The 15,335-nt window shown below is 65.1% G+C and carries 14 protein-coding genes; 8 read left to right on the forward strand and 6 right to left on the reverse strand.

Features of this window, described 5'->3' with window-relative positions:
- Position 1: 1 nt before the first annotated feature.
- Positions 2–2,692, reverse strand: a complete 2,691-nt coding sequence (locus tag ABIB73_RS11665; protein ID WP_354224081.1) for a flavin-containing monooxygenase — start codon at positions 2,690–2,692, stop codon at positions 2–4.
- A 189-nt stretch (positions 2,693–2,881) separates the two neighbouring features.
- On the opposite strand from ABIB73_RS11665, the gene ABIB73_RS11670 reads away from it, so the two are divergent.
- Positions 2,882–3,130 carry a hypothetical protein gene (locus ABIB73_RS11670; RefSeq protein ID WP_354224083.1) on the forward strand — a complete coding sequence of 83 codons (249 nt, stop codon included), beginning with the start codon at positions 2,882–2,884 and terminating at the stop codon, positions 3,128–3,130.
- A gap of 83 nt (positions 3,131–3,213) precedes the next feature.
- A complete protein-coding gene (locus ABIB73_RS11675; RefSeq protein ID WP_354224085.1) occupies positions 3,214–4,686 on the forward strand; it encodes a carboxylesterase/lipase family protein in 1,473 nt (490 codons plus the stop codon).
- A gap of 7 nt (positions 4,687–4,693) precedes the next feature.
- On the opposite strand, the gene ABIB73_RS11680 is transcribed toward ABIB73_RS11675, so the two are convergent.
- Positions 4,694–4,873, reverse strand: coding sequence for a hypothetical protein (locus ABIB73_RS11680; protein ID WP_354224087.1), 180 nt, complete (start codon positions 4,871–4,873; stop codon positions 4,694–4,696).
- 158 nt (positions 4,874–5,031) lie between these two features.
- On the opposite strand from ABIB73_RS11680, the gene ABIB73_RS11685 reads away from it, so the two are divergent.
- A complete protein-coding gene (locus ABIB73_RS11685; protein WP_354224089.1) occupies positions 5,032–5,829 on the forward strand; it encodes a DODA-type extradiol aromatic ring-opening family dioxygenase in 798 nt (265 codons plus the stop codon).
- Positions 5,830–5,891: 62 nt separating this feature from the next.
- On the opposite strand, the gene ABIB73_RS11690 is transcribed toward ABIB73_RS11685, so the two are convergent.
- From ABIB73_RS11690 to glgC, 3 genes are read right to left on the reverse strand one after another with little or no spacing between them, the layout of a single operon-like run.
- Positions 5,892–6,152, reverse strand: a complete 261-nt coding sequence (locus ABIB73_RS11690; RefSeq protein ID WP_354224091.1) for a SemiSWEET transporter — start codon at positions 6,150–6,152, stop codon at positions 5,892–5,894.
- A gap of 30 nt (positions 6,153–6,182) precedes the next feature.
- Positions 6,183–7,634, reverse strand: a complete 1,452-nt coding sequence (gene glgA, locus ABIB73_RS11695; protein ID WP_354224093.1) for a glycogen synthase GlgA — start codon at positions 7,632–7,634, stop codon at positions 6,183–6,185.
- Entirely contained in the window at positions 7,631–8,893 is a 1,263-nt protein-coding gene (glgC, locus tag ABIB73_RS11700; protein ID WP_354224095.1) for a glucose-1-phosphate adenylyltransferase, read from the reverse strand. The genes glgA and glgC overlap by 4 nt, the downstream gene beginning before the upstream one ends.
- Positions 8,894–9,247: 354 nt before the next feature.
- Here glgC and ABIB73_RS11705 point away from each other — a divergent pair, with 354 nt between their 5' ends.
- Positions 9,248–9,661, forward strand: a complete 414-nt coding sequence (locus tag ABIB73_RS11705; protein ID WP_354224097.1) for a hypothetical protein — start codon at positions 9,248–9,250, stop codon at positions 9,659–9,661.
- A gap of 132 nt (positions 9,662–9,793) precedes the next feature.
- On the opposite strand, the gene ABIB73_RS11710 is transcribed toward ABIB73_RS11705, so the two are convergent.
- Positions 9,794–10,774 carry an ABC transporter substrate-binding protein gene (locus ABIB73_RS11710; protein WP_354224099.1) on the reverse strand — a complete coding sequence of 327 codons (981 nt, stop codon included), beginning with the start codon at positions 10,772–10,774 and terminating at the stop codon, positions 9,794–9,796.
- A 477-nt stretch (positions 10,775–11,251) separates the two neighbouring features.
- Here ABIB73_RS11710 and ABIB73_RS11715 point away from each other — a divergent pair, with 477 nt between their 5' ends.
- From ABIB73_RS11715 to ABIB73_RS11730, 4 genes are read left to right on the forward strand one after another with little or no spacing between them, the layout of a single operon-like run.
- Positions 11,252–12,349, forward strand: coding sequence for an ABC transporter substrate-binding protein (locus ABIB73_RS11715; protein ID WP_354224101.1), 1,098 nt, complete (start codon positions 11,252–11,254; stop codon positions 12,347–12,349).
- Positions 12,327–13,349 (forward strand): ABC transporter permease, encoded by a 1,023-nt coding sequence (locus ABIB73_RS11720; RefSeq protein ID WP_354224103.1) that lies wholly within the window; start codon positions 12,327–12,329, stop codon positions 13,347–13,349. Before ABIB73_RS11715 ends, ABIB73_RS11720 begins: the two co-directional genes overlap by 23 nt.
- Positions 13,343–14,140, forward strand: a complete 798-nt coding sequence (locus ABIB73_RS11725; RefSeq protein WP_354224105.1) for an ABC transporter ATP-binding protein — start codon at positions 13,343–13,345, stop codon at positions 14,138–14,140. Before ABIB73_RS11720 ends, ABIB73_RS11725 begins: the two co-directional genes overlap by 7 nt.
- On the forward strand, positions 14,134–15,306 hold the full coding sequence (locus tag ABIB73_RS11730) for an acyl-CoA dehydrogenase family protein (RefSeq protein ID WP_354224106.1): 1,173 nt from the start codon (positions 14,134–14,136) through the stop codon (positions 15,304–15,306). Before ABIB73_RS11725 ends, ABIB73_RS11730 begins: the two co-directional genes overlap by 7 nt.
- The last annotated feature ends 29 nt before the right edge of the window (positions 15,307–15,335 follow it).

Below are 15,335 nucleotides of genomic sequence, written 5' to 3' on the forward strand. Positions count from 1 at the left end.
GTTAGCTCGCGGCCGCGGCGATCTTGTGCCCCGGGCTGGCAAGACCGTGGCTGTTCTCGTCGCCGCGCCGCACCTCTGGCGGAAGCCCGGCAAAGCGACGTAAGGCTTCTGCCATCTGCACTCGGCCCGACACGCCGGTGATGACCACGTCGACCATCGTGAAGGACGAGTGGAAATGACCGCGCGCCTTGAGTTGCTCAACGCGGACGCCGGCAGCTGCCATCGCATCGGCATAGGCGATGCCCTCGTCGCGCAACGGATCGAACTCGCAGGTGACCACGAAGGCCGGAGGCAGACCTGAAACCTTGCCCCGCAGCGGCGAGACGCGCGGATCGGTGCGGTCGGCCGGTGAGCAGTAGAGGTCCCAGAACCAGTACATCAGCGAGCGCGTCAGGAAGTAGCCGGTCGCATTGTCGTTGTAGGAGGAACGATCGAAAGTGCAGTCGGTGACCGGGCAGATCAGAAGCTGGCCGCCGATCTCCGGCCCGCCGCGGTCGCGTGCGAGCTGGCAGGTGACGGCGGCGATGTTGCCGCCGGCACTCCAGCCCGCCACCAGCACCGGGCCCGGCTGGCCGCCGAGCTCGGCCGCATGCCCGGCGATCCAGCGCGCTGCTGCATAGCCGTCCTCGGCCGCCGCGGGAAAACGATGCTCCGGTGCGTGGCGATAGCCGACGCTGACGAAGATCATGCCGGTCCGCCGCACCATGTCGCGGCAGAACGGATCGTCGGACTGCTCGTCGCCGAGCACCCAGCCGCCGCCGTGAAAGTAGACCACGATCGGATGCGGCCCCGGTGTTGCGGGCTTGTAGACCCGATAGGGAAGCGGTCCGTCGGCGCCGGGCAGCGTGCCATCGGTCACGGCGCCGATCGGCCGTCCCGCAGGACGGCCCTTGTTGAACTCGTCGACGAAGGCACGCGCGCCGAGTGCGCCCATCGACTCGATCGGCGGCAGGTTCAGCGTTGCGAGCAGGTTCAGCACCAGCCGCACGTCCGGTTGCAGCCGCACGACCTCGCCGTCATTGCACTGCGCGGCGCCGTCGGGGCCGGTGAGCTTGAAGCCGAGCATGCCGCGGCTCGCAACCTCGTCGCAGATGCTGCGATAGGGACCGACGCCACCGGTATAGGGCATCAGCGCGTGCACCTTGCCGGGCACGTTGGCGCCCGTGTACCAGGTGTTGGCGAGCCGGTGCAGCGTCAGCGTCGCGCAATCGGCCATGTGCTGGCCCCAGCTGGCCTGCGCCATCTCGGTCGGCTCGATCGTGGTGAAGCCGGCATCGCGCAAAGCCTTGAGCCGGTCGACGACCCAGTCGACATGCTGCTCGATCGAGACCGCCATGTTCGACAGCACCGACGGACTGCCGGGTCCCGTGATCATGAAGAAATTCGGGAAGCCTTCGACTGTGAGCCCGAGATAGGTCTGCGGTCCATGCGCCCAGACGTCGGACAGCGACTTGCCGCCACGCCCCGTGATCGGATGCACGGCGCGGATCGCGCCGGTCATGGCGTCGAAACCGGTCGCGAACACGATGACGTCGACGTCGAAGCTACGCTTGCCGGTGCTGATACCGTCGGCGGTGATCGCCTTGATCGGCTCCTGGCGCAGATTGACCAGCGTGACGTTCGGCCGGTTGTAGGTTGCGTAGTAGTTGGTATCGAGGCAGGGCCGCTTGGCGCCGAACGGATGGTCGTGCGGCGTGAGCGCTGCGGCAGTTTCGGGATCCTTGACCGCGGCGCGGATCTTTTCGCGGATCAGGTCCTGGACGATATTGTTGCCATCGATATCGACGCCCTGATCGGCCCAAAGCTGCGTCAGGATGTAGACGAGGTCGCCCTTGCCCCACGCTTCTTCGAAGCGCGCGCGCAGTTCGGCGTCGCTCAATTGCCAGCTCACCGCCATCTGCTGCGGATAGGGCACGCCGGTCATCGACTGGCGCGCCTGCTCGCGATAGGCGGGGCGGTCGCCTTGCAGGAGGCTCATGCGATCGGACGGCGATGGACCATTATGGGCGGGCAGCGCGAAATTCGGCGTGCGCTGGAACACGGTCAGCTGCGCGGCCTGTTCGGCGATCAGCGGGATCGACTGGATCCCCGATGAGCCGGTGCCGATCACCGCGACGCGCTTGCCGGCGAGATTGACGCCGCCATGCGGCCAGCGGCCGGTGAAATAGACCTCGCCGTTGAAATCCTTGACGCCATCGATCTCCGGCGGTTTCGGCGCGGAGAGGCAGCCGGTCGCCATGATGTAATGGCGGCAGGAGACCGGCGCGCCGTTGTCGGTGCTGAGCTGCCAGCGCTCACTCGCCTCGTCCCATTTGGCTTCCGTGACCTTGGTCTTGAGGCGGATGTCGCGCCTGAGATCGTAGCGGTCGGCGACGAAGCCGAGATAGCGCAGAATCTCCGGCTGGGTCGCGTATTTCTCCGACCAGGTCCAGGCCGTCTCGAGTTCCGGATCGAAGGTGTAGCTGTAGTCGATGGTCTGGATATCGCAGCGCGCGCCGGGATAGCGGTTCCAGTACCAGGTGCCGCCGACATCGCCGGCCTCTTCGAGGGCGACGATGCTGAATCCGGCCTTGCGCAGGCGATGGAGAAGATAGAGGCCGGCAAATCCGGCGCCGACCACGGCGACGTCGACCTGTTGGGCTGTTCCACTCGCCGCTTTGGAATCACGTGCGGCGACCATTGCGTCAGGCATGGCATTCCTCCCGAGTATTTTGTTTGCCGGCAGGCTAACGCTGCAGGTTCGGCTTGTCATCAGGACAAGTGCAATCTTCGGTAGTCGTTTGCGGCGTCATCGTGGCGGCGCGAACGTTGCTTCAATGCACGCATCGCGATGCACAATGGCCGTGCTTGCCCGGACTAATCATGCCCGATCCGTCTGTGTATGCTTGCGGTTACAAGCCACGCGTACCGACCGGGCGTCATGACAGAGTTGAGTGAGCGAACCAAAGCCAACATGGACGTCGTCCTGGAGGAGACGTGTCGCCAATTGCCGCACGGCGGCGATCACGACAGCCGCAGGCTCATCGCCGAGCGGCTGATCGAAGCGGCACAATCCGGCCATTCCACGCTCGGCGAGCTCGGCATCATCGCGCGACGCGCGCTGGCGGAGATTATCGCTAAAGGCGGCTAGGCGTGCCGCCGGGAAGCTTGCCTCGCCGCCCGCCGCGGACGTAACCTGCCGGGGAACTTTACCGCGCATCGAGATCCCCGAAGATGCGGTCCCTGCTCGCGCTCGCTGCGGCTTCTGTCGTCCTCTGCTGCGCCGGTGTGGCGGTGGCCCAGCCGGTTGGACAATTTCCATTCGCCCTGACGCGCGAGGGCCAGATGCTCGGCGCCGTCGAAGGCGAGGTGGCCTCTTTCAGGGGGCTCGCTTACGCGATGCCGCCGGTTGGTGCGCTGCGCTGGCGTGCACCGCAGGCAACGCCGGAGAGCTCGGAGATGCGCACCGCCTACGACTACGGCGCGCCCTGTCTCCAGCCGTTGACCCCGGGCGCCAGCGAAGATTGCCTCACGCTCAACGTGTTTCGTCCCTTTGGCGTCGACGGCCCCTTACCAGTGATGGTGTTCATCCACGGCGGCAATTTCGTCACGGGCATCGTGAATGATCCGCTGTTCGACGGCGCAAGGCTCGCGCAGGCCGGCCTCATCGTGGTGACCGTGAATTATCGCCTGGGCGCGTTCGGTTGGCTCATGCATCCCGCGCTGCCGGAGCGCGGCTCCGGCAATTACGGCCTGATGGACCAGATCGCGGCACTGCATTGGGTGCACGACAACATCGCGGCCTTCGGCGGCGATCCCAACAACGTCACCCTGTTCGGCAACGGCGCTGGCGCGACATCGATCGCGCTGTTGATGCTGTGTGCGCAAGCGCGCGATCTGTTTCAGAAGGCCATTCTTCAATCGGTGCCCGGCCGAGCGCGCCTGCATTCGTCGCAGGAGGCCGAGGCCGTGGGCAGGCAATTCGTCGCCGCGCTCGGACATGAGACGGATTTGCGCGCAGCCACGCCAGCACGGCTGCTTGCCGCTGAAAAAAATCTGCTGGAAAAATCGCTGCACAGTTTTGGGCCGGCGGTGGATGGAAGCCTGGTGACGGAAAACATCGCCGCGGGATTTGCGGCAGGACATCAGAGCCGCATTCCCCTGATCATCGGCTCGAACGACGACGAGACGCGTTTCGACGGCGAGCTGGAGATCAAGGAGGCGTTTGCATCCGCAGGCGATGGCATCGACGAGCTGCGCAAGCTCTATCCTGGCGCCGCCAGGCCGTCAGACTTTGCTGCCAGTTTCTACACCGACAAGGTCTTTTCCGAGCCGGTGCGGTTGCTGACCCGGCTTCATGCCGCAAGCGGAGCGCCCACCTTCCGCTATCGCTTTTCTTACGTGCCGGAAGCCAGGCGCGGAAATCCCGACGAAGGGCACGGGCGTGAGTTGCAGTTCATCTTCGGTGTGGAAGGCGTGCCCGGTGCGGGTATGTTCTCGCGAGGAGATCGCGAGGTCGCAAACCGCATGCGCGCCTACTGGATCAATTTTGCAAAGAGCGGCGACCCCAACGGTGCAGAGCTGCCGCATTGGGACTTGGCCACAGGCCGGGATCGCCTGCTGTTGATCACGAACGATCGCATCGCGAGCGGCGACGACCCCTGGTCGGAGCGTCTGGATCGGGTCGCAGGTGAGAGCAAAAAATGAGCAGGACTTACGCCGCGAGTTCGACGCGGGGCGCCGGGCTCAGTCGATCTTCCTCCAGATAGTCCATCGCGCCGTCCTTCTCTACGGCGTAGAATTGCTGGCCGTCCCTCGACCTGTAGGCGGCGCGAACGACGCCGCGGCGGCCCTTGTCACTGTTGACGACGTCCCCCAGCGCAAACTTCTTCATCTCACGTCCCGCTTGTCTTCTGGCCGACTGCTTCGGCCACGGCTGGATTGTGGGAGGCAAATCGTTAACGACTTGCTAACCATGATGGGTTGCCTATGCTCGCCGCCGATTGCGCCGCTGTTACACGCGCATGTTGCGAAACAGGCGAGCCGACATCCATGACGCGATTTCCAACCTTCTTCCTGTCTCACGGCGGCGGCCCGTGGCCGTTCATGGAGGACAGGCGGGTGCAATATGCCAGGACTGCCGCCGAGTTCGGCCGGTTGCCGCAACTTCTGCCGGCAAAGCCGAAGGCCGTGCTCGTCATCACCGGCCATTGGGAGGCCGACGCATTCACGGTATCGACCTCAGCGCATCCGCCGATGGTGTATGATTATTACGGCTTCCCCGAGCACACCTATCAGCTCAAATATCCGGCGCCGGGAAAGCCCGAGCTCGCGGCGGAAGTGAAGGCGCTGCTCGCGCGCGCGGGCCTCGATTGCCGGGAGGATGCCAACCAGGGTTTCGATCACGGCACCTTCGTGCCGCTCGGCCTGATGTATCCGAATGCCGACATGCCGATCGTGCTGTTGTCGCTGAGATCGAGTTACGATGCGGACGAGCACATCAGGGCCGGGCAGGCGCTCGCCTCGCTGCGCGACGAAGGCATTTTGATCATCGGCAGCGGGCTCTCCTATCACAACATGCGCGGCTTCGGGCGCGCGGAATCGAAGCCTGTCTCCTATGACTTCGAGGCCTATCTGAACGAGGCCATCAGCGCGCCGGATGCAGCGCGGCGCAATGCGATGCTGGTCGATTGGCAGAACGCGCCGAGCGCGCGCCTGGCGCATCCGCGCGAGGACCATTTGTTGCCGCTGATGGTGGCGGCCGGTGCTGCCGGCAACGACGTCGGCCACCGCGTTTTCGTCGACGAGGTCGCGAATGTGGCGATGGCGTCGTATGCATTTGGGCGATGATCTTCTCCCTCGCCCCGCTTGCGGGGAGAGGGTTGACCGCAAGCGGGGAGAGGTGAACAACCTCACCCATATCTCAGCTTCATGAACAAGATGCCGCCGGCGAGCACCATGGTGATGGCGTTGGCGGCGACCAGCGGGGCATCGCCGCTGAGCAGGCCGTAGACCAGCCAGAGCGCCAGGCCGAGCACCATGACCAGGAACATGCCGAGCGAAATATCGCCGGTGGAGCGGGTCTTCCAGACCTTGATGACTTGCGGCGCGTAAGCGACGATGGTGCAGGTGGCGGCGGCAAAGCCGATCAGCTTGATCGCAAGGGGTTCCATGCCGGCTCTATAGCATGGATTCGACGGTGGTCACGCCGCGCGGCGGGATGCCATGAGGCTGCGATAGAGCGCGGCGTACTCGCCGGCCCGGTTGCGCCATGAGACGTCGGTTGACAGGCCGGCAAGCTGCAATTTTCGCCACGCCGATTTGTCATGGAAGGCGAAGCTCGCGCGTCCGAGCGCCACCGCGAGGTTTTCGGATGTGACCGGTCCGAAGGTAAAGCCCGTCGCCGCGTCGGCTGTGTCCCCTGCATCGATGACGGTGTCTGCAAGTCCACCGACGCGCGACACGATCGGCACGGCGCCATAGCGCAGCGCGCAGAGCTGGGTCAGGCCGCACGGCTCGAACCGCGACGGCACCAGAAGCGCATCCGCGCCGGCCTGGATGAGATGCGCGAGCGCCTCGTCATAGCCGATCACGGCCGTGATCCGGCCGGGATACGCGCGCGCAGCGCCCTGGTAGCGATCCTGCAAGTCGGTATCGCCGCTGCCGAGCAGCGCCAGCTGCATCCCTTCGCCCAGGATGGTGGGCATGGACCCGAGCAGGAGATCGAGCCCCTTCTGCCACGACAGCCGGCTGATGACGCCGAGCAGCAGCGCATCCGGCCGCGGATCGAGGCCGAGCCGCTGTTGCAGCGCCGCCTTGTTGGCCGAACGAAACGACAGCTCTTCGGCGCTGAAGCGATAGGCGATATGCGGATCGGCGTGAGGATTCCACACGGATGTGTCGATGCCGTTGAGGATGCCGCTCAGCACGCCAGCGCGCTCGCGCAAGAGGCCACCGAGCCCCATGCCGCCTTCGTCGCTCTGGATCTCTCGCGCATAAGTCGGCGATACCGTGGTGATGCGATCGGCCAATTGCAGGCCGGCCTTGAGGAAGCTGATCCCGCCAAAATATTCGACGCCATCGACGTTGAACGAGTCCCAGGGCAGGCCGATCGAACCGATCAGCTCGCGTGCGAACTTGCCCTGATACGCCATATTGTGAATGGTCATCACGGTGCCTGGTCGCGCACGATTGTCATAGTGCAGATAGGCCGGCGCGAGCCCCGCCTGCCAGTCATGGGCATGCACCACGTCGGGCACGAAGGCGGGGACGAGGCCGTGGCCGATATCGGCGGCGACGCGCGACAGCGCGGCAAAGCGCACGCCATTGTCGGGCCAGTCGACGCCGTCAGCCGTGACGTAGGGATTGCCCGGCCGCTCGTAGAGATGCGGCACGTCCAGCACGAACAGATCAAGCCCGTCGCGCGCGCCCGCGAGCAGGCGGCCCGGCCCGCCGAAATAGTCCGGCCAGCGCCGGATCTCCTCCGCGCCCGCGAGCCGCCGCATCACGTCGGGATAGCCCGGCATTAGTGTGCGCATCTCGACGCCATGCGCCTTCAGGGCAATCGGCAGCGCGCCGGCGACATCCGCGAGGCCGCCGGTCTTGACGATGGGGTAGACTTCAGAAACGACCGCGAGGACGCGAACAGGCGTCATGTATTGAGCCTGTCGATCATCGGCTGGGTGATCAGCGAGATGCCCTGCTCGGTGGTGCGGAAGCGCCTGGCGTCGAGTTCGGGATCCTCGCCGATGACCAGCCCCTCGGGGATTTCGACGCCGCGATCGATCACGACATTCTTCAATCGCGCGCCGCGGCCGACATTCACGTAAGGCATGATCACTGCATTCTCGACATTGGCATAGGAGTTGATGCGCACGCCGGTGAACAGCAGCGAGCGGCGCAGCGAGGCGCCGGAAATGATGCAGCCGCCCGAGATCAGCGAACTCACGGCGTAACCGCGCCGGCTCTCCTCGTCGTGGACGAATTTCGCAGGCGGGGTGATCTCGGCATAGGACCAGATCGGCCAGGCGCGATCGAACAAATCAAGCTCCGGCACCACGTCGGTGAGGTCGATATTGGCGGCCCAGTACGCGTCGACCGTTCCGACGTCGCGCCAGTAGGAGCGCGGGTCAGTGCCGGTTCGCACGCAGGAAGTGGAGAATTGGTGCGCGATCGCACGGCCGTTCCTGACGATATAGGGGATGATGTCCTTGCCGAAATCGTGGTTGGATTTCGGGTCCTCGGCGTCGCGCTTCAGCTCGTCGAACAGGAATTTCGCGTCGAACACATAGATGCCCATGCTGGCGAGCGAGATGTCGGGCTTGCCCGGCATCGGCGGCGGATCGGACGGCTTCTCCAGGAACGATTGGATCCAGCCGTTCTCGTCGACATGCATGATGCCGAAGCCCGAGGATTCCGCGCGCGGCATTTCGAGGCAGCCGACCGTGACGTCGGCGCCGCTGTCGACGTGCTGCCGCAGCATCACCTCGTAGTCCATCTTGTAGATATGGTCGCCGGCAAGCACCACGATGAAGCGGCAGGCATGGGACTCGATGATGTCGATGTTCTGGTAGATCGCGTCGGCCGTGCCGACATACCACATGTTCTCCGACACGCGCTGGCTCGCAGGCAGGATGTCGAAGCTCTCGTTGCGCTCGGGCCGGAAGAAGTTCCAGCCCATCTGAAGATGACGGATCAGGCTGTGCGCCTTGTACTGAGTGGCGACCGCGATGCGGCGGATGCCCGAGTTCACTGCATTCGACAGCGCGAAATCGATGATGCGGGATTTGCCGCCGAAATAGACCGCGGGCTTGGCGCGCCGGTCGGTCAGCTCCAGCAGCCGGCTGCCGCGCCCGCCCGCCAGGACGAACGCCAACGCCTGGCGGGCAAGCGGCTCATTTCCGGCGGCACTCATGTCATCCTCCCACACTTTGGCGCATGCCAAGGCCTTCGCGAGACGCCTCCAGGCCGCGCATCATTGGAACCGATAGTAACGGTACGAATAGTAAATCGGGAAGGTGCTTGTTGGTTGCGAACGCGCGGGAAGCTTAACGCTTTGCCGCCGCTCTCAGCCCTCCAGCGTCGTCGTGCCGGTGTCATACCGGCGAGGTGAAAGCGGCGCATGTCCGCGCCGGCTGATCACAATTGAGGCATGTGCGGGTATGTTGTGCGGTGCACGCAAATTCGAGACTTCGACTTGCCGCAAGGAGGCCCGACCATGGCGCTCGCGACCCTTCTCCGAGCGAAACGTCAGACAGGGAGCAAGACGATGAGTATCTGGAAAACGGCAATTGCCTGTTCGCTGGCCGGCGCGGTCATGGCCGGCCAGGTGGAGCCGGCGGCAGCGGCCCCGCTGCCGACCAACGTCGCAACCATGAAGGCTGCGGCAGGTCATGATGTCACGCAGGTGTATTGGCGCGGCTGGGGATGGGGCCTGGGTGGGCTGGCGGCCGGCGCGATCATCGGCGGCGCCATCGCCAGCAGCACGCCTTACGGCTATTACGGCGGTGGCCCGTACTATGGCGGCTATGGATACCCGGGGCCGGGCTACGGTTATGCGCCGGCGTATTATGGCTACGGACCGACCTACGCCTATCCGCGATACTACAGGCCCTACCGTCCATATTACGGGTATCGCTACGGCTACTATCGGCCGCGCCCGTATTACGGCGGCTATTGGTGATCTCGCCTGGCGCGCGCGGCTAGAGCGAGAGCCAGACGATCAGGCTCATGCAGGCGAAATGCGCGAGCACGATCGCGGCGAGATGCAGCGGGCCGGCCTTGAGACGAAGCCCGTGCATCTTGCCGCCTCCGCTCAGTTCGACCCTGCGGCTGCGGCGGTGAAGCTGCGGTCGACGGCCTGGTTGACGTCGAGCTTCTTCGGCAGGATGCCGTAGCGCGTCGAACGGTCGGAGGCTTCCTGCACCTCCTTCACCACGTTCTCGTCGATCACGATCGGGCTGGCGCGCTGCGCGGTGTAGGCCGAGAGCAGCACGTCCTCGGGCAGCTTGGTCAGCTCGGCCGTGCTCCTGGCATATTCGCCGAGACGATCCAGCGACCACAGCCGCGCCTTGTTCAGCCGTTGCACCAGATCCAGCACCGCGATGCGCTTCGTGGCGATGGCGTTGTCGGAGGCAACGATGAAGGTAATGGTCGGCGTCAGGCCCTCACCGTCGGCAATCACGCGCGCCTTGTCCTTGAGCGTTGCGAACGAGACGTAGGGCTCCCACACCGCCCAGGCGTCGATCGAGCCTGCGACCAGCGCGATCTTGGCATCGACCGGGCCGAGTGGCGCGAAGGTCGCATCCTCCAGCTTGAGCTGCGCCTTCTCCAATGTCGCGTCGATCAGGAATTGGCCCCAGCCGCCGCGGGTGCCGGCGAGGCGCTTACCCTTGAGGTCGGCGGCCGATTTGATCGGCGAATCCTGGCGCACGAGGATGGCCTGCGTCTTCGCATCCGAGCGCGTGCCGCCGATCGCCTTGATCGGCGCGCCGGCAGCGTAGACCGAGAGAAACGAGAGATCGCCGGTATAGCCGACGTCAAGCGCACCGGCGTTGAGCGCTTCGAGGATCGGCGCTGCTGCCGGGAATTCCGACCATTCGATCTTGTAGGGCAGGTCCTTCGCGTAGCCTGAGATCTCGAGCAGCGAGCGGTTGCCACCCTTCTGGTCACCGACGCGCAGCACGACCGTGTCGGCCGCGAATGACGCGGCGGCGGTCGACAATGTGATGGCGGCTGCGAACAGCGATGCTGCAAGTCGGCGCGTGATCGGTTGGTCGTGGGAGTTGATGCTCATGTGGCCTGTCTTGTTGCTTTGCTCACGACGCGTGAGCGAACGATGCAGTGGGATGATGAAGTCTATGAGCGTGCGACGCGCAGTCAATGAAATGGCCAACCGTATTGCACGCGCGATGAGCAAGGACATTTCAACGAAAGACTGCTTTCGAGAAAGCGCGGTACGCTCATGCAAAATCGCCCAACAATGATGCAGGTGACGGAGTCGTGATACGAAGCCCGCGCCGCTGCCTCCGCGAAAATCCTTTCATCGTTCCAGTGCGTGCGGATGGAGAGAATGACTTCGCTTCGCGCTACATTCGAAATTCCATTTCATTGACGCTGCTGCGAGCGCGCCGCATGATTTGCGCATCGCATCAACGCGGCGCGGGAAGCGCCGACGCAAAGATTTTCTTTCAACGCAGCTCCGCAGGGAACACGCGCAACCCAAACCGTTGCGCAAATGGCGGAGCCGTGCCAGCGCAGGAGCCAGAGCCCGATGAACGACGAGAACAAGCGTGGATCGAGCCTCGACCGGCGCCATTTGCTCCAGGCGGGGCTTGCGGCGGCCTTCGCCGCGCCGCTCGGCGCGCTGGGCGCGCAGGCTTTCGCGCCGCAGGCGATCGGATCCGGGATCGATTTCTCGGAGTTTCCGCTGTGCCGGACCGCTTCCGATGCCGCCGCGCTCACCGGCGCACCGCGCAAGCTGAAACTGTCGTGGAATGCCGGCGCAGTCTGCCTCGCGCCGCTGCCGGTCGCCATCGAGCACGGGTTTTTCCAGAAGCAGAATCTCGACGTCGAGCTCGTCAACTATTCCGGCTCGACCGATCAACTGCTCGAAGCCATTGCGACGGGAAAAAGCGACGCCGGCCTTGGCATGGCGCTGCGCTGGCTGAAGCCGCTGGAGCAGGGCTTTGACGTCAAGATCGCCGCCGGCACCCATGGCGGCTGCATGCGCGTGCTGACGCGCGCCGATTCCGGTGTTGCCAAGCTCGCCGATCTCAAAGGCAAGACCGTCGCGGTCGGCGACCTCGCCGGGCCCGACAAGAATTTTTTCTCGATCCAGCTCGCCAAGCTCGGCATCGACCCGAACAAGGATATCGATTGGCGCGCCTATCCCGGCAACCTGCTCAACGTCGCCGTGGAGAAGGGCGAGGTGCAAGCCTTCCTGTCGTCCGACCCGCTCGCTTATCTCTGGCTGAAGGACAGCCAGTACGAGGAAGTCGCCTCCAACCTCGACGGCGACTATCGCGACAAGAGCTGCTGCATCGTAGGCCTGCGCGGCAGCCTGGTGCGCGAAGAGCCGCAGGTTGCGCGCGCCATCACGCAAGCGCTGCTCGATGCCGCCATGTTCACCTCGGAGAACCCGACCGTGGCGGCAAAGTCGTTCCAGCCCTACGCGCCGAAGGCGGCGACGCTCGCCGATATCGAGGGCATGGTGCGCTACCACACCCATCATCATCATCCCGTGGGCGAAGTGCTGAAGCGCGAGCTCAAGGCCTATGCCGACGATCTGAAGAGCGTCCAGGTCTTCAAGCAAAGCACCGATACGGCCAAATTCGCGGAGCGCATCTATGTCGACGTATTCGCTGTCTGACGGCCTCGCCTCCGGAGCGCCGCGCCTCTCGCGCACGCCACTGCTTGCGAGCTGGGTCCGTGAATCCGGCGTTGGCGTTCTCGCCAGCGTCGCCTGGATCGCCTTTGGCCTGTCCTGCCTGTGGTGGGATGATGTCGGCGACTGGTCGCGCACGCATTCGCTCGGCATCGCCGCCTTCATCGTTGCCGCGGTCGCCCTGTTCGGCACCGTCGGCGCCGATTATCTCGGCTCTGCGGGCCGGGCCTTGCGCCAGCGCGCGCCCTGGCTCGTGGCGCTCGGCGCATTCCTGACGCTATGGGAGGTCGCGACTGCAAAGTTCGCCTGGGTGCCGCTGCCGTTCTTTCCGCCGCCGCAATCGATCGTCGAGGTCTACACCGACGATTTGCCAAAGCTGCTCGACAGCGTCTTTGCCTCGATCAGGCTTCAGCTCGGCGGCTACCTGATCGGCGCCACGATCGGCTTTCTGACCGGCGTCTCGATCGGCTGGTCGCGCGCGGTCGGCTATTGGGTGCATCCGGTGCTGCGCTTCATCGGTCCGCTGCCGGCGACCGCCTGGCTGCCGATCGCCTTCTTCACCTTTCCGTCGAGCTGGAGCGCCTCGACCTTCCTGATCGCGCTCGCGACCGGCTTCCCCGTCACGGTGCTGACCTGGTCGGGCGTCGCGAGCGTCAGCAGCGCCTATTACGACGTCGCGCGCACGCTGGGAGCAAAGCCGTCGTTCTTGGTGCTGAAGGTCGCGATCCCCGCGGCCTTGCCGCATGTGTTCGTCGGCCTGTTCATGGGGCTCGGCTCGTCCTTCGCCGTGCTCGTCGTCGCCGAGATGATCGGCGTCAAGGCCGGGCTCGGCTGGTATCTGCAATGGGCGCAGGGCTGGGCCGCCTATTCCAACATGTACGCGGCGCTGATCGTGATGTCGCTGCTCTGCTCCGGCGCGATCACGCTGCTGTTCGCGATCCGCGATCGCCTGCTGGTCTGGCAGAAGGGGACCGTCAAATGGTAACCACAGCTCTTGCCGAGGCCGTGACCCATCCGGCCGCCGGCGCCGCGCTCGATATCGAGCAGGTCAGCCACGCCTTCGACATCGACGGTGCCGAGCTGCCGGTGCTCAGCGACGTCAGCATCTCGGTCGAGCCGGGCGAGTTCGTCGCACTGCTCGGCCCGTCCGGTTGCGGCAAGTCGACCCTGCTGCGCCTCGTCGCGGGTCTCGACAAGCCCAAGGCCGGAACGTTGCGCGAGGACGAGAACCGCATCAGAAGTCCGCATCCCTCACGCGTCGTCGTGTTCCAGGATCCGACGCTGTTTCCCTGGCGCACGGTCTGGGCCAATGTCGCGCTGGGGCTGGAAGCCCAGGGCATCCTGAAGAGTCAGCGCCAGCGCGTCGACGCCGCGCTCGATCTCGTCGCATTAGCGGATTTCCGCAATGCCTATCCGCATCAGCTCTCCGGCGGCATGGCGCAGCGCGTCGCGTTGGCGCGTGCGCTGGTCAACGATCCAAAAATCCTGATCCTCGATGAGCCGCTCGGCAAGCTCGACTCGCTCACCCGCATCACCATGCAGACCGAGCTCGTCTCGCTGTGGCAACGCAAGGGCTTTACCACACTGCTGGTGACCCATGATGCCGAGGAGGCGCTGGTGCTCGCCAACCGCGTCATCGTCTTCAGCGACCGCCCGGCACGGGTCAAGGCCGACATCCGGGTTGACCGGCCTTATCCGCGCCACCGCGGCGATCCTTATCTGGCCGATCTGCGCCGCCAGATCCTCGGCTTGCTAGGGTTGGACGCCACATGGTGAGTTCCGCAGCCAAAGGCCGAGCGGTTCATAGCGAGCCCGACTACATTGCGCGCGCGGAGGTTCTGGCCGAGCGTTTCGCCGAGCGTGCAGCCGAACACGATCGCACCGGGAGCTTTCCCTTCGAGAATTTTTGCGAGCTCTCCGAAGCGGGCCTGCTGTCGCTGACCGTGCCCGCGGTCCATGGCGGGGCCGGCGCGGGGGCAAGATACGCCGCGCGCGTCATTGGCATCATCGGCAAAGCCGATCCGTCGACCGCGCTGGTGCTGTCGATGCACTACATCAACCATCTGGTGATGGGCCGGAGCCCGACTTGGCCGGCGCGGCTGTCACGCAGGCTTGCACGCGAGACGGTCGAAGGTCTTGCGCTCGTCAACGCGCTGCGGGTCGAGCCCGAGCTCGGCTCGCCTGCGCGCGGCGGCCTGCCGGCGACGATCGCGCGGCGCACCGAGACCGGTTGGCGCCTCACCGGTCACAAGATCTATTCGACGGGATCGCCGATCCTGAAATGGTATCTGGTCTGGGCCCGGACCGACGAGGCCGAGCCGCGCGTTGGGCAATTCCTGGTGCCGGCGGGCCTGCCGGGCACACGCATCGTCGAGACCTGGGATCACCACGGTCTGCGCGCCAGCGGCAGCCACGACGTCATCTTCGACGACGTCGTGATCCCGCTCGACTCCGAGGTGGATGTTCGCAAGCCCGCGGACTGGCGCGCACCCGACGTGACGCAAGCGACGGTGCACACCGTCTTCGTCGCTGCGATCTATGACGGCGTCGCGCGTGCCGCGCGCGACTGGCTGATCTCGTTTCTGAAGCAGCGTGTCCCCGCCAGCCTCGGCGCGCCGCTGGCGACCTTGCCGCGCGCGCAGGAGATCCTCGGCGCCATCGAGGCCCGGCTCGCGGTCAATGCGCGGCTGATCTCATCCTTCGCCGGTGAGTTCGACGAGGGCGTCGAGCTGTCGGCTCTCGAATCCAACGTCATCAAGCTGACTGTCACGAATAACGCCGTTGCCGTGGTCGAGGACGCGCTGTCGCTGACCGGCAATCACGGCCTCAGCCGCACCAATCCGCTGGAGCGGCACTATCGCGACGTGCTGTGCGGCCGCGTGCACACGCCGCAGGACGATTCCACGCGCGTCGGCCTCGGCCGCGCCGCATTGGGGCTTTAGGCTTCCGCCAAACAATCAGGGAGAAGATC

Origin of the sequence: Bradyrhizobium sp. F1.4.3 (assembly GCF_040548375.1) — a bacterium.
GTDB lineage: Bacteria > Pseudomonadota > Alphaproteobacteria > Rhizobiales > Xanthobacteraceae > Bradyrhizobium.